Below are 21,828 nucleotides of genomic sequence, written 5' to 3'. Positions count from 1 at the left end.
CACGTGGATAGTTTTGCGTTGACGTGCCCCCATCGGTGGGCAACAATTGACTTGTCAGTGCGAGCCGCCTGCCCCCTGCGTGGCTCGCACTGATCTTTTTATGCCCACCCTCACCGATTAATCGGCGCATCGGCGCGCCAACACGCCAGTCGTGGGCTGAAGCGATACCGTGATTTTGTGTCGTGTGAACGTGCCCGCGCCCACTGTCTGTGAGCGAGCGGTGCGGTTACGCGGCGTCGCGTACGAAGAGCGCAGCTGATGAAGTAGCGCTCATCCAACTACATCGCCAGAAGAACAGCGTGACAAGGGGGAGAGGTCCACCTCCTGAGTTGCGCAGTTGCCGGAGGGCTTGTCCACATGCCTAGCGAACACCGTGATGCTCAGTCATCGTCGTCACCTGCACCCCACACTGATGGTGGGAACGCACTAGACACGCACGAGCATGCCCCGGTGGAGGAAACCCCGTCGAGTGCTGGTGCCGGGTCTGCACCGGATTCAGGTCGTCCGCGGTTGGTGAAACCACCGTCAGCTGACGAGCTTGTTCAGGACGCACTGATTGGGTGGCGGCACACCCTCGTGGAGTTGGCTGGCGGTTCCTCGCTAGCGGACATTTCGTTGCTTGGCGACGCGCTTGTTGAGTTAACGTCCGCGCATCCCTCAGGTATTGCCCAACTTTTCGCGGGTCGGCCAACCCGACTGACCAATATTTTCCGGGACCGCGATTCGCTACCGGTTGCGCGCAAACGTACTCGGGCTGTTGCGCAACGGGCGCAGGAACAGTCGGAACGTTTTGGTATTTCGCCGACGTATTTGGCTATTGGTGTGGCCACGTGGACGGAAGTGTCAGATGGTGAGGGCGACAACGATGTGGCGGCGTTGGCCCGCGTGGTGACTCATCACGGTGCGTCCCCACCGAAGCCGTCGGGTCCGACACGGATTTTCGCTCCCGTGTTGCTGCGGCCTATTACGATCACGACTCGGCAGCAAGATGATTTTGAGTTGTCGTTGGAGCCGTCCGCTGAGGTAAACCCTGTGTTGGCGCGGGCGTTGCGGTCGCGCGGGGCGCTGTTGGATCCGGTGGCGCTTGCGCGTGGCGCGTTTACTCCTGCCGGGTTTGATCCGTCTACGGCGTTGGATCGGATTAATTCGTTGGGTGAGGCTGTTCTGCCTGATTTCACCATGACGGACAAACTACTGGTGGGCACGTTTGTACACCCTGGCCAGGTTCTGGTCGATGATTTGGATGATTTGGCTGTGGGGTTGGAACGCCACGAGGTGGTGGCGGCTCTCGCCGGGGATGAGAAAACCCGTGAGGCGTTGCAGGTGCATGTTCCGGCTCCTCGCCACGGTGATATTGACCCGAATTTAGAGCGTGGGGTTGGTGATTTAGACCCGCAGGCGCGTGGCGCGTTGGACGCCTTAGCGACCGGTGCGCACATGTTTATTGATGCTCCCATTGGGGCGGATACTGCAGGGGTCGCGGCGGCAATTGTGGCTGAGGCTGCTGCTATTGGACGCAACGTGTTGTATGTACCTGGTCATCGGCGTTCGGCTGAGGAGTTGACATCGCGGCTTCGGCAGCTGGGTTTGGATGACATTGTTCTTGATGTGGTGCCGAGCCCGAACTGGCGGTCCTTGGTGTCACGCCGGTTGTTGTCTGCGATGACGTTGGAAGCGCCTGCGTTGGATGTGCAGGCAATCGCGGATTTGCGGACTCAACTCATTGACACCCGCGACCATCTCACCCGCATGGTTGAGGGGATGCATTCTCCGCGCCAACCGTGGGGGATTTCTGCGTATGACGCGTTGCAGGCGTTGGCACGGTTGACGTCCGAGCGTCCTGCCCCGAGCACGATGGTGCGGTTTGATGGCGATACGTTGGTGCGGGTGGCGTCCGGTTTGCGTGAGTCGATCTCGGATGATCTGCAGCGCATCGCGGAACTGGGTGGTTTCACGGTGCGCCCAGCCTCGACTCCGTGGTTTAACGCAACGTTGGCCACAGATGACGAAGCGCACCTCACGTTGCACCGCATCAACGAGTTGCTGGACACCGTGTTACCGCAGGTCATGGCGCATATTGAGCGGGTCTCGGAGGAGACAGGTTTGTCTGCGCCCACCACGTTGACGCAGTGGGTGGAACAGCTCGACATGCTGGATGGGATGCGCCAAACCTTGGATGTGTTCCAGCCCATGGTCTTTGAGCGCACGGCGGATGATTTGGTGGCGGCCACGGCCACGAAGCAGTGGCGTGCTGAGCATGGTGTGGAGATGAAGCGGATTGCTCGGCGCCGGTTGGTGCGCCGCGCGAAGGACATGGTGCGCCCGGGGGTTCGGGTCACTGATCTGCATGGTTCGTTGGTGCGGATTCAGGCGCAACGCCAGGTGTGGGCGCAGCATTGCCCGGGGGGCGGTTGGCCTCGGTTGCCGCAGGGGCTTACTGACATTGAGCGCACGTGTGATGACGCGTTGCAGTTGGTGGATTTGTTGGAGCCTGTGTTGGTGTCGACCCCGTTGGGTGGTGGGTTGCGGTCAACCCCGCTTGTCGATGTGGTTGATCGGTTGCGCCGGTTGCGTGATGATTCGGCGTCGCTGGTGGGGTTGCCGGAGCGTGGCGCGTTGATGCGCCGGTTGCAGAACATTGGGTTGGGTGACCTGCTTCTTGATTTTGCTGACCGCCGGGTTGATGCGTCGTTGATGGATGCGGAACTTGATTTGGCGTGGTGGGCGTCGGTGTTTGAGCACATCATTGCGAGTGACCCGCATTTGGCGGGGATCGATGAGAATTCGTTTGAGACGTTTGCGCGCCGGTTCCGTGACGTGGATGTGTCGCATGTGGATTCGTTGTCGTACCCGGTTCGGGTGGCGGCGATTGGTCAGTTGCGGCGGGCGTTGTCGTCGTACCGTACTCAAAGTGAGGAGTTGTTTGGTCAGCTCATTGAGGAACGGTTGACCTCGGTTCGTGCCGCGTTTGAAGAGTATGGCGACATTATGCGGAAGCTGCGTCCGTGTGTGATTGCCACCCCAACGATGATTCCGCATTTGTTGCCTGCCCACCGCACGGTGGATTTGGTGGTGTTGGATTCGGTGCAGCACGTGTCGTTGCCGGCGTTGTTGTCGGCGATTGGGCGTGGCCGTCAGGTTGTGGTTATTGGTGATCCGCGGTGCGCGTCGGGTGATGGTGTGGACCAGCTTTCCCGTGTGTTGCCGCATGTCTCGTTGTCTGGTGATGCTGGCCGTCGTGACCCGGTGTTGACCCGGTTCTTGCAGCGTCACGGGTATGAGGATGCACTGGTGCCGACCCCGTTGCCGTCGCCTGCTTCGGCGCTGCGGTTTGAGGAGGTTTATGGCACGGGGATGCCTGACCCGGCTAGTGGCGCGGTGTTGTCGACTTCGGAGGAGGTCGACAAGGTCGTCGACCTTGCTATCGCGCACGCATTGGATCACCCGTCGGAGTCGTTGGCCATTATTGCTGGTTCTTCTGTGCATGCGGATCGGATTCGCGATGCGATTGTTGCGCAGGTACGGGCAAACCCTGCGTTGGGTGGGTTCTTTGATCCACGCCGGTTGGAGCCGGTGGTCATTTCTGATCTTGAGGGTGTTGCCGGGTTAACCCGTGACGCGGTGATCTTCTCCCTGGGATTTGGGCGGACCCCGCATGGGCGCACCTTGCACCGGTTTGGTGTGATCTCGGAGCCTCGTGGTCGGGCGTTGCTGTTGAATGCGTTGGGTGTCTCGCGTCGCCGCTTGACGATGACTGCGTCGTTTACTGCCAAGGATTTGGATGTTACTCGTCTTCGTACGGGTGGCGCCCGGTTGTTGGGGGCGTTGCTTGATGTGATGACGGGTGGTCCTGGTGACCCGATCACTGACGACACGACAGCGCGATCAGGTGCTGATGGGGGCGCATCGGCAGGTCAGGCAGAGGCCAGTGAACACGGTGAGGAAGCCGAGGCGGGACACGACGCGTCAGATTCCGCTCAGCTGGATGTTCCTGGTGATGAACCGGACCGACTGTTGGTGGATTTGGCTGAACGGTTGTGGAAGACCGGTCTCACAGTGGAAACGAATTATGGGCTCGAAGGCTCCGATTACGTACCGCTCGCGGTGGGTCACCCGGACTTCCCGGAGGAGTTTTTTGTTGCGGTGGTCATTGATGACCGCCGGTATGCTGCGACGCAGTCGATTCGGGTTCGTGACCGGTTGCGGTTGGCCCGGTTGCAGCGTTTGGGGTGGCATGTCATCCAGGTGTGGTCGGTGGCGTTGTTCCTCAACCCGGAGGCGCAAGCTCACCGTATCCGTGAGGCGGTGTTCCGCCTGGAGGCGGAGCGTCGTTCGCACACGACCCCGGTGACGGGGGCTCTGCCTGTGACTGTTGATGTGACAGCTGAGTTCGCGGACATGGACGACTCTGATGTTGTTGATGTTCGTACGGGTGCGGTTGCTGCGGTGCAGCCGAAGGCCGGTTCTGGTGTGTCTGCGCGTTCTGGTGTGTCGTCGCAGTCTGCTGGGTCAGCGGTCTCTGCAGCGACGGGCGATCACCTTGTTGTTGACGACAATGCGGACGTGCCACACGTGCCTAGCCCGGAGCCTGCCCGCCCGGTAGTGTCAGGTTTCTCCCCACCGGAACCGGCTGAGCCCACGCTTCCTCGCCCAGATGTTCCCTTCGGTTTGCCGATCACGGCTTATGGGGACAACCAACTGGAGGATCTGGTCCGGTGGATCGGCTCTGATGGTGTGCCACGGTCTGACGATGAACTCGCGGCAGCGGTGCGTAGCGAGCTGGGTGTGACCAGGCGTTCACACCGTGTGGACACGGTGGTGGCGAACGCGATTCGACGGGCTTACGCGCGTGAGTGATCCCCGCAACCACGAGCAGGCGTCACACACAGGTCACACTGATGCCCACGAACAACTCAATGGTGCCCCGCCTGCCCACAGAAAAGACGAGGGGGCGCCGAAGCGCCGTCATCGTCGTGTGGTCAGGCAAGGCACCGAACGTGAGGTGATCAGTGGGGTGTCCCGTGATGAACGGGCCGATGGCTGGGGGGAACACCAGCAGCGTCAAGGGCGTGATGCGGAGATATTGGCTGATGTTCCGCCCCACTTTGGCACGATCTAACGCGAACCCTCGTGTGGCGGGTTCCTCGTGGTGGTATTAGACGTTGCGGGTTTTCAACAGGTCACGAATTTCTTGGAGGAGGAGAACATCTTCAGCAGGTGCTTCCGGCTCCGGTTCGACGCCTTCCTTGCGACGTTCGTGGAGCTTGTTGAGCGGTAGAACAATGAAGAAGTAGAGGGCGGCAGCCGTTAACAGCAGCGTAATGATCGTGGTGACAATAGCACCAAACTTGAACTCTGCATTGTTGATCACCAGGATCAACGCATTGTCAAAGTTGGGTTTCCCAAAGAACATGGCAATCAATGGGCTAATGAAGTTGTCGACCAGTGAATTGACCACGGCACCGAATGCGCCACCAATGACAACTCCAACAGCCAAATCAATGGCGTTCCCGCGAACAACAAACTCTTTGAATCCGGATAGGGCTTCCTTCACGGTGGTTCCTTTCGAGTAGGTTCGAGCGCGCCTCGAACAGCCTTTACATTATCGGCTGGTTCCCTTGTGCGGGCAGAACGACAATGGCCATCTCTGCCCATTGTGCCGCAAGAGCAACCTCAGTGGCCTGTTCGTGAGGGACAGCGAGAAGTACTGTGACAGGGGCTGAGGTGTCTGCCGAACCCACCACACCGCTCAACGCGCCACCAGAACCCTCCCCGGGTGCTGACACACTGAGCAGCACAGCATGTGAGGTTAACGCCTGCGCTGCATCGGAATCACGGGGAACCACTGCCACATGGTCACCCACCGCCACAACAGACAACACAGACGGGTTTGCCACGCTCACCGACACAGTGGCAAACCCATCAGGCGGTGCAGGAGACTGGGTCAACACAGCGCCACTGAGCACCTCACCTAAACCAACGCCCACCCGCACATGCGCACCCACGACCTCGTCACCTGCAAAACTGACAGCAGGCGAACCCAACACCTCCACCGACACGAACGACACATCCTGCGCCATGACCACCTCACCAGCGGCCAGTGGCCGAGTAGCAACCGGTACCTCCACCACTGTTGTCGCCGGAGATAACGTTTGGGACACCACAAGGAGCACCACACACCCCACACCCACAACACCCACGAACCGAAACCGCCACACCAACAGTGCACACCGCCGATGAAATGGAAGAGCTGAAACAGACATACCCCCACCTTGCCAGCAGGAGAATACCGGGGAAGAAGCGTGGCGCATCGGACGGTGCACATCACGAAACACGTGTGGCCTGCGCCCTGTGGACAACTCCACGGCGCAGGCCACACACGACGGCAGCCCCGCTGAAGGGCGGCCGGATAACATCACGACGATGACGACGATGACGCTTTCTTCGCAGAATCAGTGCGGTAAAAACCCGACCCTTTAAACGTCACACCAGGAGTGGAAAACACCTTGCGCAACGGACCTTCACACTGCGGGCAGGTCGTCAATGCGTCCTCGGAGAACGACTGATAGATCTCGAAGCTGTGGTCACAGCCCTTACAACGGTAGGCATACGACGGCATGGGATGATCCCCTCACAACACAGAACGGGCCAAGAGCGCGGCACATGTCACCAGCACTCTCATCTTCTGAGTGCTAATTATAGTCCGCTATGTGCCAACCACTGCCAGGATGTGGTCGTTGCAACACCATCAACCAACTGGTCATGATCCTCACGCGGCAACGGACGCTCCTGCGCGTCATACAACTCCTCGGGATACACCAACGCAATCGTGCGCGCATCTGCGCGGGCATGCACTAAAGCCCGGTCATACCAACCACCGCCCTGCCCCAATCGTAACCCGGCAGAATCCACCGCCAATGCCGGAGCAATAATCACATCAGCCTGCGCTAACGCTTCTGGCCCCAACGGGTCACCTGACGGTTCAGGAGGACGGCCCGGGGCGCGCTGCTGCAAATCCTCCGCTCCGCGATACACCGCCCAATCTCGGGTCAGGCCCGCACCCAGGACCGGCAAAATAATGCGTTTACCCACATGCGTTAACGCATCCAACGCTGGACCAGTATCAGGCTCACCAGGCCGCGACGCATACAACGCCAACGTCTTTGCCGCGCGGATCTGCGGGACCGTCAACAACGTCTTCGCGAAATCAGCCCCAGCCTCCTGACGTAATCGCTCGCTACGAGCCTCTCGGTTCGACCGGATCGCCGACCGCAACGCTGCTTTAGCGTCCTCAATCTCAAACCGTGTGTCAATAGGGTAGGGCTGCTTCATCCCGCTCATGGTGAAATTATCTCAAAGAAATCACCATGATGTCTTCATCACCGGGTGATGGGTGGTTCACCACACGACACGCCCACACAACCGCCAAGGAACTCCCACACCCCACCATCTGTGCACTAGCCTGAGAGTGCTGCAGTGAGCAGGAACGCACCAACGAACAGTGAGCACATGAAAACAGTTCAACAGCAACTCACCCAGTTCCTCGCGCACATCACCCAGGTACCACCCCTCGATGTTGCGCTCGCAGACGCCTCCGGGTGCATATTGGCCGCTGACGTCATCGCCCGCAGTGCCGTCCCACCCACCGCACTGGCCGCCTGCGACGGGTACGCTGTCCGCGCGAAAGACGTCGAAGGGGCCAGGCCCACCGCCCCTGCAGTCCTGCCCGTCGCCCACGTCATCACCAACGCTCTTGCCGACCCAATCCGACTCGTCGACTTCCAAGCCATCAAAGTGTCTTCCGGGGCCGCGCTCCCCATCGGAGCGGACACCATCATCCCCCTCGCAGACACCGACCGAGGCACAGTACGAGTCGCGATCACCGACAGCAGACGCCGCGGCCAACACATCCTGCCCGCCGGTGCAGACATGCACGAAGGGGACATCGCGCTGCGCGCTGGAACCCGTCTCGGTGCACGGCAACTCGCGCTCGCCGCCGGTCTCGGCTACCCACGCATCACCGTGCACCCCCGCCCCCGGGTTGTGGTTGTCCCCGTTGGTGACGAACTTGTCCCACCCGGATCACCCCACCACGGCATCTACGACGCCAACGGCCCAGCACTACGCACCGCCATCCAAGACGTCGGTGCCGTGGCCATCCAAGTCGCCCCGCTACCAGACACCCCCTCCGCGCTCACCGAAGCCATTGAAGACCAAATGGTCCGCGCCGACCTGATCGTGACCACCGGCGGGCTGTCCGAAGGCGAAAACGACACCCTGAAAGATGTCCTCCTCCACCTGGGGGACGTCCGCTTCGACCACATCGCCATGCAACCAGGACGCAACCAAGGGTTCGGAATGCTCAAAGTCCAAGGGTTCACCGGTGACGAAGCAGACCACGTTCCGGTGTACGCGCTCCCCGGTGCGCCTGCCGCAGCGCACGTCGCGTTTGAAGTGTTCGTCCGCCCCGCGCTTCGAGCCATGGCTGGGTACTCTGAGCTCTACCGGCCAGCGCTCACCGCGACAACCACCACATCGTGGCGTTCGCCCCACGGAATCCGCCAATTCCTCCCCGCTCATGTGACCGGAACCCCCGACGGCGGGTATGAAGTTACCCCTGTGGGCGACCCGGAACACCTCGACAACCTCACCTTGTCCCTTGTCGCCAGCGCCAATGCGCTCGCTGTTGTCCCCGAAGACATGACAGACGTTGCGACCGGGGCGTCACTGCCATGCCTCATCCTCGAAGACTAACGACCGTGCGCAGCTCACGATGGCCAGTGGAACTGGCGGAAGACTTCTGGGATGGTCCTCCCCACGGCTCTGTACTCCTGCGTCCCGTACGCCCCAGGGATGAACGGGAATGGCGGCGCGTTCGCAACGCGAACTTCGCCTGGTTAGGCCCGTGGGAGGCGAGTTCGCCAGTGATCCCTGGAGAAGACCAGGCACGGTTGACGTTTCGCCAGTATGTGCGTTCCCTGGACCGTGCTGCCCTGAACGGTGAGTCACTCCCGTGGGTCATTGAGTATGAAGGACGAATCAGTGGGCAACTATCCGTCATGAACATCACCCTGGGGTCGTTGCGGGGGGCGAGTATCGGCTACTGGGTGTCCCAAGAGGTGGCTGGGCGCGGAATTGCGCCGCTCGCTGTGGCCATGGCAGTGGACTACTGCTTGTTTGAGCGCCACCTGCACCGCATCGAAATTAACGTGCGTCCCGAAAACCACGCCTCACTGCGTGTTGTGGAAAAACTTGGATTCCGCGACGAAGGGATCCGGGAACGGTATCTCCACATCAATGGGCGCTGGGCAGACCACCGAACCTTCGCGCTCACCCGTGAGGACATTCCGTTAGGACTCCTTCACCAACTACGCACACGAGCCACGCCGTTGTGACCAGCGAAAATAGGGATCATAGTAGGTGAGGGCTCTGAATCGTCGGCGACACACCGCAGCAGATACCTTTGCCGGAGTGTCCATTGACATAGCGTGAGCCTTGTGGAGTCAGCCTCAGTCATTGTGATCGTCCTTATGGTCGGACTGTGGGCTGCCTATCTTGCGCCGCACGCCATGCGGCGTCGGCTCGCTGCCCGCGACACACGCATTGAGGACCGATATTCTCAAGACCTGCGGATTCTTGCCGTAGTGAACGATACAGCTCGACACACAACCGGTGGATCACCCTCGGGTGACGTACCGAGTCATAGCATGTCCCGTGCCATTCACGCACGGTCCGCTTTGGAACTGGAAGGAGCAGGCATGGGATCCCCCACACCCGTTGACCCTGCTCGCACGGCGATGCTGGCGCGGCGTGCCGCTGCCGCCCGCCGACGAGGCGTACTGGTTGCCGTTCTTCTGAGCGTAACGGTGTTCACCGCTGTGCTTGGTTCCGTGAGCCCGGTTCCGTGGTGGGTTGCGTTGATCCCGGCCTCGTTGTGCGTGACCGTCATGGTGTTAGGTCGCCGGGCAGTTGTCGCGCAACAACGCGCCGACCGTGCTTGGGAACGCCGGAACCGGGAACGTTCCCGCCCCACCGGACAGACGCGACGGCGAGAGCAAACCCCCACAGAAGCGAAACTGGCGGCCCGTTCTGCCCAGCACAACTCTGCACGACGCCACAGCCACGAGGATGTGTCCACGTCAGTGTTGTCCCCAACTGAAGTGGCGTATGTTGCCTCCACTCACCGCACCGGCACTCCCGTGTCTGCCGATGTGCGCCCCAGCAGGTCCGCTACCTCACCTGCCCACGCAGGCTCAGCACCAATGCACGAGGACCAGGGTGCAGCCGTGGCGCATCGGTCATCCGAGCAACTATCTCAGCACCAACACCACGCGACAAACGCCACGGACCAGCCCGCCGACAGTGATGGTCCCAAACGCGATAATGCGCAGCAGGGAACACCATGGCAGGCTGTCCCCGTACCACCACCTGTCTACACCATGAAGGCGGCAGCCCCCACCTGGGAGCCCCCCTCCATCACCCAGGAACTCCAAGCACTCACAGCAGCTCGTCTCGCCGCGATCGCTGCGGACTCCGCCAACGAGATCGACCCAGACGAAGCTGCCGTGCGTGAAGCACACGTGGTCGCTGTTCACGACGATGAACGCCCAGATTCACTGGGAGTGGATCTCAATTCGATCCTCGCGCGCCGACGCGCTGTGTAACGTAGCGTAGGGTGCATGACGAGCACCCACACTTCTGACATTGCTGGCACCGTCCACGGTCTGCGCGACACGTTTCGTGCGGGAACAACCAAGCCACTAGCGTGGCGGTTACGCCAACTTGATGCGTTGGAACAATTGGTGAGTTCGCACGAGAAGGAGATCGCCGAGGCGCTCGCATCTGACTTAGGGAAACCCGAAGCGGAAGCGTACCTGACAGAAACATCGTTCCTGCTCACAGAAATTCGCCACACGCGCCGGCACCTGCGCCGGTGGGCAAAAGCGCGGCACGTGGCCCCACCTGCAGCGCTCTTGCCTGCAACAACATCAGTTATTGCCGAACCGCTGGGTGTGGTTCTTGTCATGGCCCCGTGGAATTACCCCATCCAGTTATTGCTGGCACCAGCTGTTGGTGCGCTCGCTGCAGGCAACTGTGTGGTGTTGTCTCCCAGTGAGGTCGCACCTGCGTCCTCTCACCTCATGGCCCGGTTGATCCCACGCTATCTGGATCCGGTGGCCGTTAGTGTTGTGGAAGGTGGTGTGGACACGAAAACTGAGCTTCTTGCGCAACGTTTTGACCACATCTTTTACACCGGGAACTCCACGGTGGGGCGCATTGTCATGAAGGCGGCAGCCGAACACCTCACACCAGTGACCCTGGAACTTGGCGGGAAATCACCACTGTACATTGATGATTCAGTGGATCTGTCTGTTGCAGCCGATCGTATCGTGTGGGGAAAGTTCACCAATGCTGGGCAAACCTGTGTTGCCCCCGATTACATTCTGGCGCCGCGGTTGGTGGCGGATGAACTCGCTGTTCACTTGCGAGCGTCCATTGACCGCATGTTTGGTCCGTCTCCAGCCCACGGGGGTCGGTATGGGCGCATCATCAACACCAAGCATCACGACCGGTTGACAGCGCACCTGGCTGACCTGCGTGACCGGGGTGTGACCGTGCTGGGTGGGGAACACATTGACCGCGAGACCCGGCATATGGACCCTGTCATCGCTGTGGATGTCCCCTGGGACGCCAGTGTCATGGGGGAGGAGATTTTTGGTCCGATCCTGCCTATTGTGATCGTGGATTCACCCTCTCACGCCATGAGTGCCATTAATGAGCGAGAAAAACCGTTGGCCTTGTATGTGTTCTCTGAGCGTACCGATGTGCGCCGTGCGTTTGTTCGCGACACCAGTTCGGGGGCACTGACGTTTGGGTTGCCGGTGGGCCACCTAGCCGCCAATCAGTTGCCCTTTGGTGGGGTAGGAGAGTCAGGAATGGGCGCGTACCATGGCCGGTACTCTTTTGAGACGTTCTCTCACCTCAAACCCGTTGTGTCCAAACCGCTGCAACCGGACACCATGCGGATGGTGTACCCGCCGGTCAGTGGTGAGAAGCTGTCTTGGCTGAGGAGGATTCTTCGCTGAACACATCACCCGGTAACAGCGCGCTCCCTACCGGGTGACTGTGATGGTGTGACTCAAATCCAGGTGGGGAACCACATGTGGAGCCGCCAGAAGTCATACGGCACCGGAATTGCTGTCCACACCGGGTAGAAGAACACGGACAATGCGACCACAAGAACCCCGATGAACACGATAACCGGTCGCACCCAGGCGTGCGCACGCTCCGTGGTGGACCACGTCCACCACCGGAACGCCACATAGGCCACCCCAATGTATACAAACGGCGCAAACGCAATGACATAGAACGTGAATATGGTGCGCTCAGGGAAAAACAACCACGGAACCCACCCGGCAAGAAACCCAGCAACAACCACACCAGCGCGCCAATCACCTCGGCGCACCAGCCACCACAAACACACCACAAAAGAGGCCGCACCAAGCCACCAGATCAGCGGGTTCCCCACCGACGTCACCGCAGCAACACACTCATCTCCGCCGCACGAGACTGACTCATCAAAACGTTCCCAAAAAAACGAGGTGGGACGTAACTGGAGAAGCCACCCCCACGCAGGCGCCTCATACCGGTGCTCTGACGACAACCCTGTGTGGAACGTGAGCATGGACTGGTGGTAATGCACGAACGAACGCCCCACATCCCACACCGCCGCCACCGGGCCCGGCACCCAATCCGGCAATGAGGAAGGGTTCGCCTCATGCCACAACCGGTTATACGAAGATGTGTTGGCAAACCACGCTGACCACGACAGCAGGTAACCCACAACAACGGTCGGTAACATGACCAAGGCGGCAGGAATACCATCTCGAACGATGGCTCCCCACCACCACCGTGTGATCCCCACCGAACGGCGGGCACCCGCGTCCCACAACACAATCATCACGCAGAACACGGCCACAAAATATAGGCCTGACCACTTCACACCGCACGCCAACCCCAACGTAAGAGCCGCAGCCCAGCGCCACCGTGACCACCCCAACCACGGACCAGCACCACCCCAGGCGGCAAGAGCGCGGTCATCGGTACCAGCAACCATGCGTGCCAACCGTTCCCGCCGTAACCACCGGTCATGGACAAGGAACGCCAACGCCACGACCACAAAAAACATGAGAAACGAGTCCAACAGTCCGGTGCGGGCATGCACAATGGCAACCCCATCAATGGCGAACAAACCGCCAGCGACCATCCCCCACCCCGTCGACCCCACCATCCGCCGCACAATGCGTGCCACGACAAACACCGCGATCGTTCCCACCACAGCAGCGGACAACCGCCAAAAGAACGCGTTCGAGGAATCAAACATCCCAGCTGCGATCATCCACTTACCTAACGGTGGGTGCACCACATAATCCGCGTCCGGTAAGAACATGTCCCGCATGCCCGCGTTCCACGACTCATCAATCTCTTTGGGCCAGTCTCGCTCCACCCCGAACATCCGCAGGGTGAATGCGCCCTTGACGTAATACGTTTCGTCAAAAACCAAGGACGGGGGAGTGCCAAGCCGAACAAACCGTGCCACCCCGGCAACAATCGCGACGAGGAGTGGACCCAACCACCCCCACAGGCGTGCACCAGGAGACAACGACGACAGCGATAACTCCCGCGGAGAAAACAGTGACAAACGAGCCTGCCGCCATTCCTCACCCACGGTATCCACAACCGAAATGCTCGCCTCAGAAGCAGGCTCCACACTCGGGGACTTCTCAGAAGAAGCCGGCACAGAAGCGGGTGCCACATCCGGGGACAAAGCCGACTGATTCACGTCATCATCAGGCATCACCGGGGTCCGCGCTGAGGGTGCATCCTGAGTTGAGCGTGGGCGCGGTGGCGGATACCCACCATCATCGAACCCACCGGAGGGGGAGCCGGCAGGGTACGGGCCTCGCGACTGCGGTGTCGAGGAAGCAATGCGTGAATCGTCCACGAGTGCCATGGTATGGGAAAGTGAGGGGGAAGACACCCCAACCACGACGGGGAGTCCAGTACCCGACATCGATCCACACCGTGGCACAGTAGAGCCATGACCGCACGCCTCATTCTCGCAGCCACACCTATCGGCAACACCGACGACGCCTCACCGCGCCTGCGTGAACTCCTTGCCACCGCACCCGTGATCGCCGCCGAAGACACCCGAAAACTCCGTGACCTCACCACTCGTCTTGGTCTGACCGTCACCGGGACAGTGGTAGCCCACCACGAACACAACGAAACCCACACCGCCGACCAACTCCTTGACCATGTGGACAGCGGCCTGGACGTTGTTGTTGTCACCGACGCCGGAATGCCTGTTGTGTCAGACCCCGGTTATCGCATTGTCGAGCGGGCCCTGGAACGCGGCATCGTGGTGACCGCGGTACCTGGACCCTCAGCAGTGGTGACCGCGCTCGCGGTGGCGGGGCTACCCACAGACCGGTTCACCTTTGAGGGGTTTGTGCCGCGAAAACCTGCGGAGCGCCGGAAAACGTTCGCGGCGCTTGCCGCTGAGCAGCGAACCATGGTGTTTTTTGAAGCGACTCACCGGGTTGCTGCCTCGCTTGACGATGCGGCTGCCGCATTTGGCCCCACGAGGCGGGCGGCGTTGTGCCGGGAGTTGACCAAAACGTACGAAGAAGTGGTGCGGGCCCCGTTGGGTGAGTTGGCAAGTCGGGCAGCGCAGGATCGGTTCAAAGGTGAGATTGTCCTTGTGGTGGCCGGGGCGGAGAAGGGTGGGCAGGTGTCATTTGACGATGCGTTGGCTGTCGCCCGGGAGCGGGTGGCTGCTGGTGAACGCACCAAGGACGCGGCAAGTGCAGTGGCGAAGGAGACGGGGGTGTCGCGGCGGGAATTGTATGAGGGATTGATCGCAGAAAAATCCTGATAAACCCGTTGTCGAATCGATTTGATGGGCGGGATAATGGGGGTCATGCCTCGTGCTCCACGCCCCCCACGCCCTATGCCACCCCTTGATGAGTGGTACGACCCAAACCGGCCAATGCGCACCCTGGTGCGATTGTTTCGCCCTGAACGGGCCAAACTGACTGGCGCTGCTGTTGCGTACGCGTTCAAACACTCACCGGTGTGGGTGATGCCGCTGCTCACCGCCATGATCATTGACATTGTGGTGGAGCAACGTCCATTGCGTGAACTGTGGGTCGCCACTGCTGTGCTGGTCGTGATTATCGCGCAAAACCTTCCCGTGTCGATCCTGTATATCAAGGCTTTGTCGCTGTCTGTGCGCAACGTTGAGTCGGGGTTGCGGATGGCATTGGCACGCCGGTTGCAGGAGTTGTCCATTGGCTACCACCGGCGGATGAGTGCTGGCGTGTTGCAAGCCAAGATTGTGCGTGACGTGGAGAACGTGGTGGAGTCCACGCGCCAAACCTTTGATTCTGCAATGGGTGCGGTCACCACGATGCTGGGAGCGCTCATCATCACCGGGATCCGAACCCCAGAATTCCTGCCTATTTTCTTGTTGGCGGTGCCCGCATCGGCTGTCCTTATTGTGGCGATGCGCAAACGCATGTCTGCCCGTAACCGGGCTTTTCGTCACCACATTGAATCTATGTCTGCCCGTGTGTCTGAGATGACCCACCTCATCCCCATCACTCGTGCGCATGCGTTGGAACGCCGTGAACTGGACCGCCTCGACTCGACGTTGGTCTCTGTGCGAGAAGCAGGTATCCGACTCGATGTGTTTAATGGCCGGTTCGGAGCACTGGCATGGATCACGTTCCAGTTGTTGTCTGTTGCCTGCCTGGTGGGTGCCGCCTATGCGGCATACACGGGCTTATTTGGTGTCAGTGCTGGGGACGTCGTCATGTTGTCCACCTACTTCATGCAACTGACTGGGTCAGTCACAGTGTTGCTCACGTTGACCCCGATGATCGCGAAAGGGCTGGAGTCGGTGCGTTCCATGGGGGAAGTCCTTGTGGCTGACGAACTGGAACGCAACGAAGGTAAACGCACCGTGGACAGTGTGGCCGGGGCAGTGTCCTTTGAGAACGTGACTTTCCAGTACGACGACGCTGACGCCCCCGCACTCCAGGACGTGACCCTGGACGTTCGCTCCGGTGAAACAGTGGCATTTGTGGGGCCGTCAGGGTCTGGGAAGTCAACCATCTTGAACATGGTGATTGGGTTCCTTGCCCCGACGTCTGGCACCATTCGCATTGATGGGAACAGTGTCAGCGACATTGATTTGCGCAGTTACCGTCGCTTCATGGCTGTTGTGCCTCAAGAATCTTTGTTGTTTGAGGGAAGTGTCCGCGACAACGTCACCTACGGATCGCACGACCTCAGTGATGAGCAGGTGTGGGACGCTTTACGATCCGCGAATGCTGCGGGGTTCGTGACTGAGATGGGGGGCCTCCACGCCGTCATTGGGGAACGTGGTGCTCGCCTCTCGGGTGGTCAACGCCAGCGCCTCGCTATTGCCCGAGCCCTCATCCGTAACCCGCGTATCCTCATCCTTGATGAAGCAACCTCCGCGCTGGATAACGAATCCGAACGACTCGTCCAGCAGGCCCTGGAACGTCTCATGGCGGGCCGAACCACCTTCGTTGTGGCGCATCGACTGTCCACTATTCGCGGGGCGGATCGGATTGTTGTCATGCGTGACGGCCAGATCGTGGAAACCGGGTCGCACCGTGAGCTTCTCGATGCGCACGGAGAGTACGCGGCGATGCAACGCTGATCAGTTGTCCAGAACATACGGGTGGGGCGGGGAAGCACCGAGTGCTTCCCCGCCCCACCCATCGGCTGTGCTAGACGGTGAACTGTTCCATTTCTTTACGCAGGCGTGTTGCTGCGATAGAGAGTTCCTGCACCGTGTTCGATAGTTCCACAACAGTTGCTGCGGACTGGTCCGCAGCTTGCGCGACCCCATCAATGTTCGCTGCGATTTCGTGCGACCCTTGTGCGGCCTCACCCACCGAGCGGGACATCTCGTTGGTCGTGGCGGTTTGCTCCTCAACAGCCGATGCAATCGTCATCTGGTAGTCGTTGATGGAGGCAATGATCTCGGAAATTTCTGAGATCGCGGCAACTGCATGCCCGGTTTGCTGTTGAACTTGTTCGATTCGACGGGCAACGTCTTCTGCTGCCCGGGCAGATTCACCGGCGAGGTCTTTGACCTCGGAGGCGACCACAGCGAAGCCCTTACCCGCATCACCGGCACGGGCCGCTTCAATAGTTGCGTTCAGTGCAAGCAGGTTTGTTTGCTCGGCGATGGATGTGATCGTTTTGACTACCACGGAAATTTCTTGGCTGGATGCACCGAGCGCTTCGATGGTGTCTGCTGTCGTTTGGGATACTTTCACCGCGTTCCCTGCCACACGAGCAGCTTCAGCGGCGTTGGCGGAGATTTCCCGGATTGATGCTTCCATCTCCTCGGCGCCTGCAGCTACAGTTTGCACATTGCGGTTCACTTCTTCGGCGGCAGCAGCCACAACTGTTGCTTGGGTGGAGGTTTCTTCCGCACTGGACGCCACTTGGCTGTTGGAGGCAGAGATGTGTTCGGAGGCGTTCGTCACTGTTCCTGCGGTGTCCACGACCGACCCAATCACAGAGCGCAATTGGGTTTGCGCTGTACTGAACGCAGCAACCATTTGTCCAATCTCGTCCTTGGACGTCTGCTGCACAGTGTGGGTCAGGTCACCTTGGGCCAGTGCTTCTGCTGATGTCACCACAGCGGACAGGTCACGGGAGATGCGTCGGGTCACAGCAAGGGCGATGAACCCACCAAGACCCACAGCCACGATGAATGCGACAAGAAGCGCGATGATCGTGATGGAAATTTCGGTGCGGGCTTTGTCCATGATCTCTTGGACTTGCCGGTCAATTTGTCCCTTGGCGATTTCCAAGACACGGCCGGCCTGTTCCGGGTCGCCAGCGGTGTGGTCGTTGACTGCAGCAGTGAAACCAGGTTGGTCACCGGCTTCCGCCAACGGGACGAGGGTTGCGTCACGGTAGGTTACCCATGACTCCCACCGGGAGATGAAGTCATCCCACTGTGGGGTGTCCGATTGGGGGAAGGTGTTGACGTCAGCAATGAGCTCAGCCACTGAGGTGTCAGTCCACGTCAGCGAGGTGAGTAACTGCTGGCGAACCTGAGGGTTGTTTTCCACTGCAGCACGACGAATAAGGAGGTGCGATTTGGTTTGCAAAGTGCGCAACTCGTTGAGGTTGGACTGCAACTCGCCGGTGAGCTTGTTTACCTCGGTGAGGTTGTTTCCGGCACGCCACAAGACGACACCACCAGCGCCACCCACACCAGCGAACAGCACCGACATGACTACCACAGTGGACAGGATTTTGAAGCGAACCGAACGGTCCCAGAACCACGAGCGTTTCAGTGTGGATTGTTGTGTCATGACAGTTCGTCCTCGGAAAGGTAGCCGGTTTCAATGAGCGACTCACGGTAGTTATCGACAGTGACAAGTCGAGGTGGCAGAAGATACGAGGGGACAACCTTTGTTCCGTTGTCGTAGGAGGTCGTGTCGTTGACCTCAGGTTGTTTCCCTTGGAGGAGGTAGTGACCCATCAGAACGGCAACCTCAGCAAGTTGGCGGGTGTCCTTGTAGATTGTGGATGCTTGCTCGCCTGCGACCAATGATTTCACTGAGTCAACTTCAGCGTCTTGACCAGTGACCACAGGAAGGGGTTGTGAGGATGTTCCATACCCGGCGCTCTTTGACTGTTCGAGGACAGCGCGAGCGATCCCATCGTTCGGTGAGAGAACTGCATCTAATGGTGTGTCGTTGGATGACAACAAGGACGCCATGCGTTCGCCAGCGGTGTTGTTGTCCCAGGCGGCTGTAGCAACTGCTTCGAAGGCAGTTTCGCCCGATGGGACAACGAGAGTTCCAGCATCAATGTAGGGCTGCAGAACACTCATTGCTGCGGTGTAGAACACAGTGGCGTTGTTGTCGTCAGGGGAGCCAGCAAAAATCTCAATTGCGAACGTGTCTGCGGTGTTTGTGGGAGTCCCATTGGAGTCAAGGACACCAAGCTCTTGAAGGAGGTGAGTGCCCTGCAACACCCCAACTTGGTAGTTGTCGAACGTTGCGTAGTAGTCGACTGCGTCTGAGTCGCGGATGAGGCGGTCATAGGCAATGACAGGAATCCCTGCGGCCTTCGCACGTGCGAGTTCGTCTTTGAGGGCGGTGCCATCCACTGCCCCAATAATGAGGAGTTCAACCCCCTCGTCAATGAGTTGACCCACCTGCTGCACCTGAAGTGGAACATCATCGTCGGCGTAGAGCAGCGTGACGTCGTAACCTAGCGCTTCGAGCTGTGCCTCAACTTCTTGGCTATCGCGGATCCACCGCTCGAGTAACTGCGTGGGCATCGCAACGCCGGCTTTTTGTCGGGCAGTGGTGGCCGCGCCGTCAGCTGTGCTGCACGCTGCGACCACGGCAAGCAACGCGACACTGGTCAGTGCCGCGAGGAGCCGTTTGAACATGGTCTCTCCTGAGCTGGTGGGGTGGGGCTTTCCCCGTCCTCATCGGCTCAGGTGGGTGGTCATTGAGGGTTTGTCACCGCGGATTGACGGCAGGTGGGGTGGTGAACACGTCACACTGGCGTGGCCTGAACAAGTTCCACACCGTGTTCTGACATGGTTACGCGCGCCGCGACGCCTTGATCTTCGGTGACCGGAACTGTCAGGTCAGTAAAAACGCGGGTAGTGAATCCTGCGTCATGTGCGTCAATGGCGGTTGCTTTCACACAGTGTGATTCGGCGATTCCGACAACATCAACGTGTGTGATGCCATGTTCTGTCAGGGCGTCGCGAAGGGAGACACCGTCTGGTGTGGTGCCCTCAAATCCCGAGTAGGCGGCCGCATACTGTCCCTTCTTCACACTGACCGTGGGTGCCAGGGACGCCAATGCTGGGTGTAACTCGGCTTCAGCGGTCCCGGCGACCCCGTGCGGTGGCCAGGAGTCAACAAAATCTGGGGTGTCAGAGAAGTGTTCACCTGGGTCAATGTGCCAATCTTGGGTGGTTGCCACCAGGGCGTACTCATCGCGGTGTTGGGTAACAAAATCAGCGATGCGGTGGGCAACCGCGTTGCCCCCAACAACACCCAGCGCCCCACCTTCACAAAAAGTGGGTTGCACATCAACAACAAGCAAAGCGCGACGCAGTTCATCAGCCATACCCCCAACCTACCGAACACGCTGTCGTTACCGCTAGCGCGTATCGGTGATGACAGCTGGGGGTGGGTGTTGTGTCCATCCGGACAGTGCACCCCGCGCGCTTGTAGGGTTAAGTCATGGTTCAACAGGTGAGGTGGAGGTCCACGATCGCAGGGGTCATTGTTGTGGCGACGATGCTTGCTGGGTGTTCTGGTGACCAGGTGGCGCCGTCACCGCAACCAACCCGCGCACCGGCGTCAACAAGTGCGACTGTGAGCACACCCGACCCAACCGACACCGCCGCACAACTCCCGCCAGTGCCAGTGACCGTGACTGCGAGTGACGTTGCCGCAACCCCGCTGTCAGAAGCGGTCGTCGCGACTGATGTGCTGCCTGATGGAACCCTCCTGATGATTGATGAGGATGGGCGATTGTGGCACCTGGGTAACGGACAAACCCGTGCCCTGCCTGGCGCCAATACCAGCCCCATCCCGCAGGCACTTGCCGATGCGCGTGCTGCAATCGCGCAGGCGCAGCGCGCTGCCGACGCCGACGATGAAGCCAACACAGACACCTCAACTGACGGTGACACCAACGAGCAAGGAGACGACCCCTCCGAGGGTGAACCTGCCCTGTCAGCAGGCGACGTCGCGCAGGTGCTTGACCTCATTGTTGCGGCCGGTGAGCCAGGTGCGGACGGCGACAGTGAGCAACCTGTCGTCGCCTACGTGTCATGGACGACCGGTGCCACAACCACTGTCACCAGGTTCACCCTGGACCTGAGATCCACACCACCTGTGGTCACTGACGCGATCCCGCTGATTGCCGCGCTCCCTGCCGGGCAAGGCATCAACGGTGGGGCCCTGGGGGTTGGCCCCGATGGGTTCCTCTACGTCTCAGTAGGCGATGCTGGCGCACCAGCCCGTGCTCAAGAACTCACCGCACTCGAAGGGAAAATCCTGCGCTACCGCCGCGATGGGCAGATCCCAGCCACTAACCCACTACCAGATTCACCCCTGTGGTCTGCGGGGCATCACAACGTCACCGCTATCGACTGGGCCAGCAACGGGCGCATGTACGCGGTGGAACAAGGTGGTCACCACGCTGATGAACTCAACCTCATTAACGCTGGTGCCAACTATGGGTGGCCCTGGGAAGAGGGAGACACTCCCATTGATGTGAACGACCTTGACCTGGCTACCACAGACGGCGGCCTGACGTTACCCCAGGGAGCAACATTTTCCCCACCACTAGTGCAATGGCCGTGGTCCGCCACCAAGCAAACAGTGGGTGATCCCCAGTGTCTCAGCGCGGGTGACCGGGCCGTTGTCGTGTGCGGGTCGGTGAGTGAACGTGCCTGGTGGATTCCCCTCCCTGACGATGTTGCGGCCACGCAACTGACTGCGCAACCATTACTCACCGGACAATACGGCCCGCTCATCGATGCGCACCTCGACGCAACCAACTCCACACTCACTGTTGTCAGTTCCACAGCATCACCCCCACCTGGCGGAGCCACCGCCCCCCATGACCTTGCAGGCATCCCCCCGGACAGCACCACACCCCAGGTCATCACGATGACGCTGACCCCGGACACCGACACCACCACAACAACAGAACCCATAGAATAAG

At 60.0% G+C, this 21,828-nt stretch carries 17 protein-coding genes; 9 read left to right on the top strand and 8 right to left on the bottom strand.

The window, feature by feature from the left end; genetic code table 11:
- The first annotated feature begins 357 nt into the window (after positions 1–357).
- Positions 358–4,857: a hypothetical protein gene (locus JDEN_RS09945; RefSeq protein WP_015772241.1), complete on the top strand. Its 4,500-nt coding sequence runs from the start codon at positions 358–360 to the stop codon at positions 4,855–4,857.
- On the top strand, positions 4,850–5,119 hold the full coding sequence (locus JDEN_RS09940; RefSeq protein WP_015772240.1) for a hypothetical protein: 270 nt from the start codon (positions 4,850–4,852) through the stop codon (positions 5,117–5,119). The genes JDEN_RS09945 and JDEN_RS09940 overlap by 8 nt, the downstream gene beginning before the upstream one ends.
- Before the next feature lie 36 nt (positions 5,120–5,155).
- On the opposite strand, the gene mscL is transcribed toward JDEN_RS09940, so the two are convergent.
- From mscL to JDEN_RS09920, 4 genes are all read right to left on the bottom strand, one after another.
- The gene (gene mscL / locus JDEN_RS09935; protein ID WP_015772239.1) at positions 5,156–5,554 is read right to left on the bottom strand and encodes a large conductance mechanosensitive channel protein MscL; all 399 of its coding nucleotides are present in this window, start codon (positions 5,552–5,554) and stop codon (positions 5,156–5,158) included.
- 43 nt (positions 5,555–5,597) lie between these two features.
- Positions 5,598–6,263, bottom strand: a complete 666-nt coding sequence (locus tag JDEN_RS09930; protein ID WP_015772238.1) for an SAF domain-containing protein — start codon at positions 6,261–6,263, stop codon at positions 5,598–5,600.
- 152 nt (positions 6,264–6,415) lie between these two features.
- Positions 6,416–6,619 (bottom strand): FmdB family zinc ribbon protein, encoded by a 204-nt coding sequence (locus JDEN_RS13480; RefSeq protein WP_015772237.1) that lies wholly within the window; start codon positions 6,617–6,619, stop codon positions 6,416–6,418.
- 77 nt (positions 6,620–6,696) lie between these two features.
- Complete coding sequence (locus tag JDEN_RS09920; protein WP_015772236.1) at positions 6,697–7,341, bottom strand: 5-formyltetrahydrofolate cyclo-ligase; 645 nt, start codon at positions 7,339–7,341, stop codon at positions 6,697–6,699.
- A gap of 168 nt (positions 7,342–7,509) precedes the next feature.
- On the opposite strand from JDEN_RS09920, the gene JDEN_RS09915 reads away from it, so the two are divergent.
- From JDEN_RS09915 to JDEN_RS09900, 4 genes are all read left to right on the top strand, one after another.
- A complete protein-coding gene (locus tag JDEN_RS09915; RefSeq protein ID WP_015772235.1) occupies positions 7,510–8,754 on the top strand; it encodes a molybdopterin molybdotransferase MoeA in 1,245 nt (414 codons plus the stop codon).
- Positions 8,733–9,395, top strand: coding sequence for a GNAT family N-acetyltransferase (locus JDEN_RS09910; RefSeq protein ID WP_083775149.1), 663 nt, complete (start codon positions 8,733–8,735; stop codon positions 9,393–9,395). The genes JDEN_RS09915 and JDEN_RS09910 overlap by 22 nt, the downstream gene beginning before the upstream one ends.
- A 102-nt stretch (positions 9,396–9,497) precedes the next feature.
- Positions 9,498–10,664 carry a hypothetical protein gene (locus JDEN_RS09905; protein ID WP_143713289.1) on the top strand — a complete coding sequence of 389 codons (1,167 nt, stop codon included), beginning with the start codon at positions 9,498–9,500 and terminating at the stop codon, positions 10,662–10,664.
- Positions 10,665–10,679: 15 nt separating this feature from the next.
- Complete coding sequence (locus tag JDEN_RS09900) at positions 10,680–12,086, top strand: aldehyde dehydrogenase family protein (RefSeq protein WP_015772232.1); 1,407 nt, start codon at positions 10,680–10,682, stop codon at positions 12,084–12,086.
- Between the two features lie 53 nt (positions 12,087–12,139).
- On the opposite strand, the gene JDEN_RS09895 is transcribed toward JDEN_RS09900, so the two are convergent.
- Complete coding sequence (locus JDEN_RS09895) at positions 12,140–14,005, bottom strand: dolichyl-phosphate-mannose--protein mannosyltransferase (protein WP_169304107.1); 1,866 nt, start codon at positions 14,003–14,005, stop codon at positions 12,140–12,142.
- Between the two features lie 96 nt (positions 14,006–14,101).
- On the opposite strand from JDEN_RS09895, the gene rsmI reads away from it, so the two are divergent.
- Positions 14,102–14,938 carry a 16S rRNA (cytidine(1402)-2'-O)-methyltransferase gene (gene rsmI, locus JDEN_RS09890; protein WP_015772230.1) on the top strand — a complete coding sequence of 279 codons (837 nt, stop codon included), beginning with the start codon at positions 14,102–14,104 and terminating at the stop codon, positions 14,936–14,938.
- 45 nt (positions 14,939–14,983) lie between these two features.
- Positions 14,984–16,753, top strand: coding sequence for an ABC transporter ATP-binding protein (locus tag JDEN_RS09885; protein ID WP_015772229.1), 1,770 nt, complete (start codon positions 14,984–14,986; stop codon positions 16,751–16,753).
- A 70-nt stretch (positions 16,754–16,823) separates the two neighbouring features.
- On the opposite strand, the gene JDEN_RS09880 is transcribed toward JDEN_RS09885, so the two are convergent.
- The 3 genes from JDEN_RS09880 to JDEN_RS09870 form a co-directional block, all read right to left on the bottom strand.
- Positions 16,824–18,431 carry a methyl-accepting chemotaxis protein gene (locus JDEN_RS09880; protein ID WP_015772228.1) on the bottom strand — a complete coding sequence of 536 codons (1,608 nt, stop codon included), beginning with the start codon at positions 18,429–18,431 and terminating at the stop codon, positions 16,824–16,826.
- On the bottom strand, positions 18,428–19,522 hold the full coding sequence (locus JDEN_RS09875; RefSeq protein WP_015772227.1) for a substrate-binding domain-containing protein: 1,095 nt from the start codon (positions 19,520–19,522) through the stop codon (positions 18,428–18,430). Before JDEN_RS09875 ends, JDEN_RS09880 begins: the two co-directional genes overlap by 4 nt.
- Positions 19,523–19,632: 110 nt before the next feature.
- Positions 19,633–20,217 (bottom strand): isochorismatase family protein, encoded by a 585-nt coding sequence (locus JDEN_RS09870; RefSeq protein WP_015772226.1) that lies wholly within the window; start codon positions 20,215–20,217, stop codon positions 19,633–19,635.
- Between the two features lie 116 nt (positions 20,218–20,333).
- On the opposite strand from JDEN_RS09870, the gene JDEN_RS13130 reads away from it, so the two are divergent.
- The gene (locus JDEN_RS13130; protein ID WP_015772225.1) at positions 20,334–21,827 is read left to right on the top strand and encodes a PQQ-dependent sugar dehydrogenase; all 1,494 of its coding nucleotides are present in this window, start codon (positions 20,334–20,336) and stop codon (positions 21,825–21,827) included.
- Position 21,828 lies beyond the last annotated feature (1 nt).

It is taken from the genome of Jonesia denitrificans DSM 20603 (genome assembly GCF_000024065.1).
GTDB classification, from domain to species: Bacteria; Actinomycetota; Actinomycetes; order Actinomycetales; family Cellulomonadaceae; genus Jonesia; species Jonesia denitrificans.
Note: the sequence above shows the minus strand (reverse complement) of the source record. Positions and strands in the feature narration are given on the sequence as shown.

Coding starts and splice junctions, on each gene's coding strand:
- JDEN_RS09945 (WP_015772241.1), top strand. CDS start 358: ATGCCTAGCGAACACCGTGATGCTCAGTCATCGTCGTCACCTGCACCC.
- JDEN_RS09930 (WP_015772238.1), bottom strand. CDS start 6,263: ATGTCTGTTTCAGCTCTTCCATTTCATCGGCGGTGTGCACTGTTGGTG.
- JDEN_RS13480 (WP_015772237.1), bottom strand. CDS start 6,619: ATGCCGTCGTATGCCTACCGTTGTAAGGGCTGTGACCACAGCTTCGAG.
- JDEN_RS09920 (WP_015772236.1), bottom strand. CDS start 7,341: ATGAGCGGGATGAAGCAGCCCTACCCTATTGACACACGGTTTGAGATT.
- JDEN_RS09915 (WP_015772235.1), top strand. CDS start 7,510: ATGAAAACAGTTCAACAGCAACTCACCCAGTTCCTCGCGCACATCACC.
- JDEN_RS09910 (WP_083775149.1), top strand. CDS start 8,733: ATGCCTCATCCTCGAAGACTAACGACCGTGCGCAGCTCACGATGGCCA.
- JDEN_RS09900 (WP_015772232.1), top strand. CDS start 10,680: ATGACGAGCACCCACACTTCTGACATTGCTGGCACCGTCCACGGTCTG.
- rsmI (WP_015772230.1), top strand. CDS start 14,102: ATGACCGCACGCCTCATTCTCGCAGCCACACCTATCGGCAACACCGAC.
- JDEN_RS09885 (WP_015772229.1), top strand. CDS start 14,984: ATGCCTCGTGCTCCACGCCCCCCACGCCCTATGCCACCCCTTGATGAG.
- JDEN_RS09880 (WP_015772228.1), bottom strand. CDS start 18,431: ATGACACAACAATCCACACTGAAACGCTCGTGGTTCTGGGACCGTTCG.
- JDEN_RS09875 (WP_015772227.1), bottom strand. CDS start 19,522: ATGTTCAAACGGCTCCTCGCGGCACTGACCAGTGTCGCGTTGCTTGCC.
- JDEN_RS09870 (WP_015772226.1), bottom strand. CDS start 20,217: ATGGCTGATGAACTGCGTCGCGCTTTGCTTGTTGTTGATGTGCAACCC.
- JDEN_RS13130 (WP_015772225.1), top strand. CDS start 20,334: ATGGTTCAACAGGTGAGGTGGAGGTCCACGATCGCAGGGGTCATTGTT.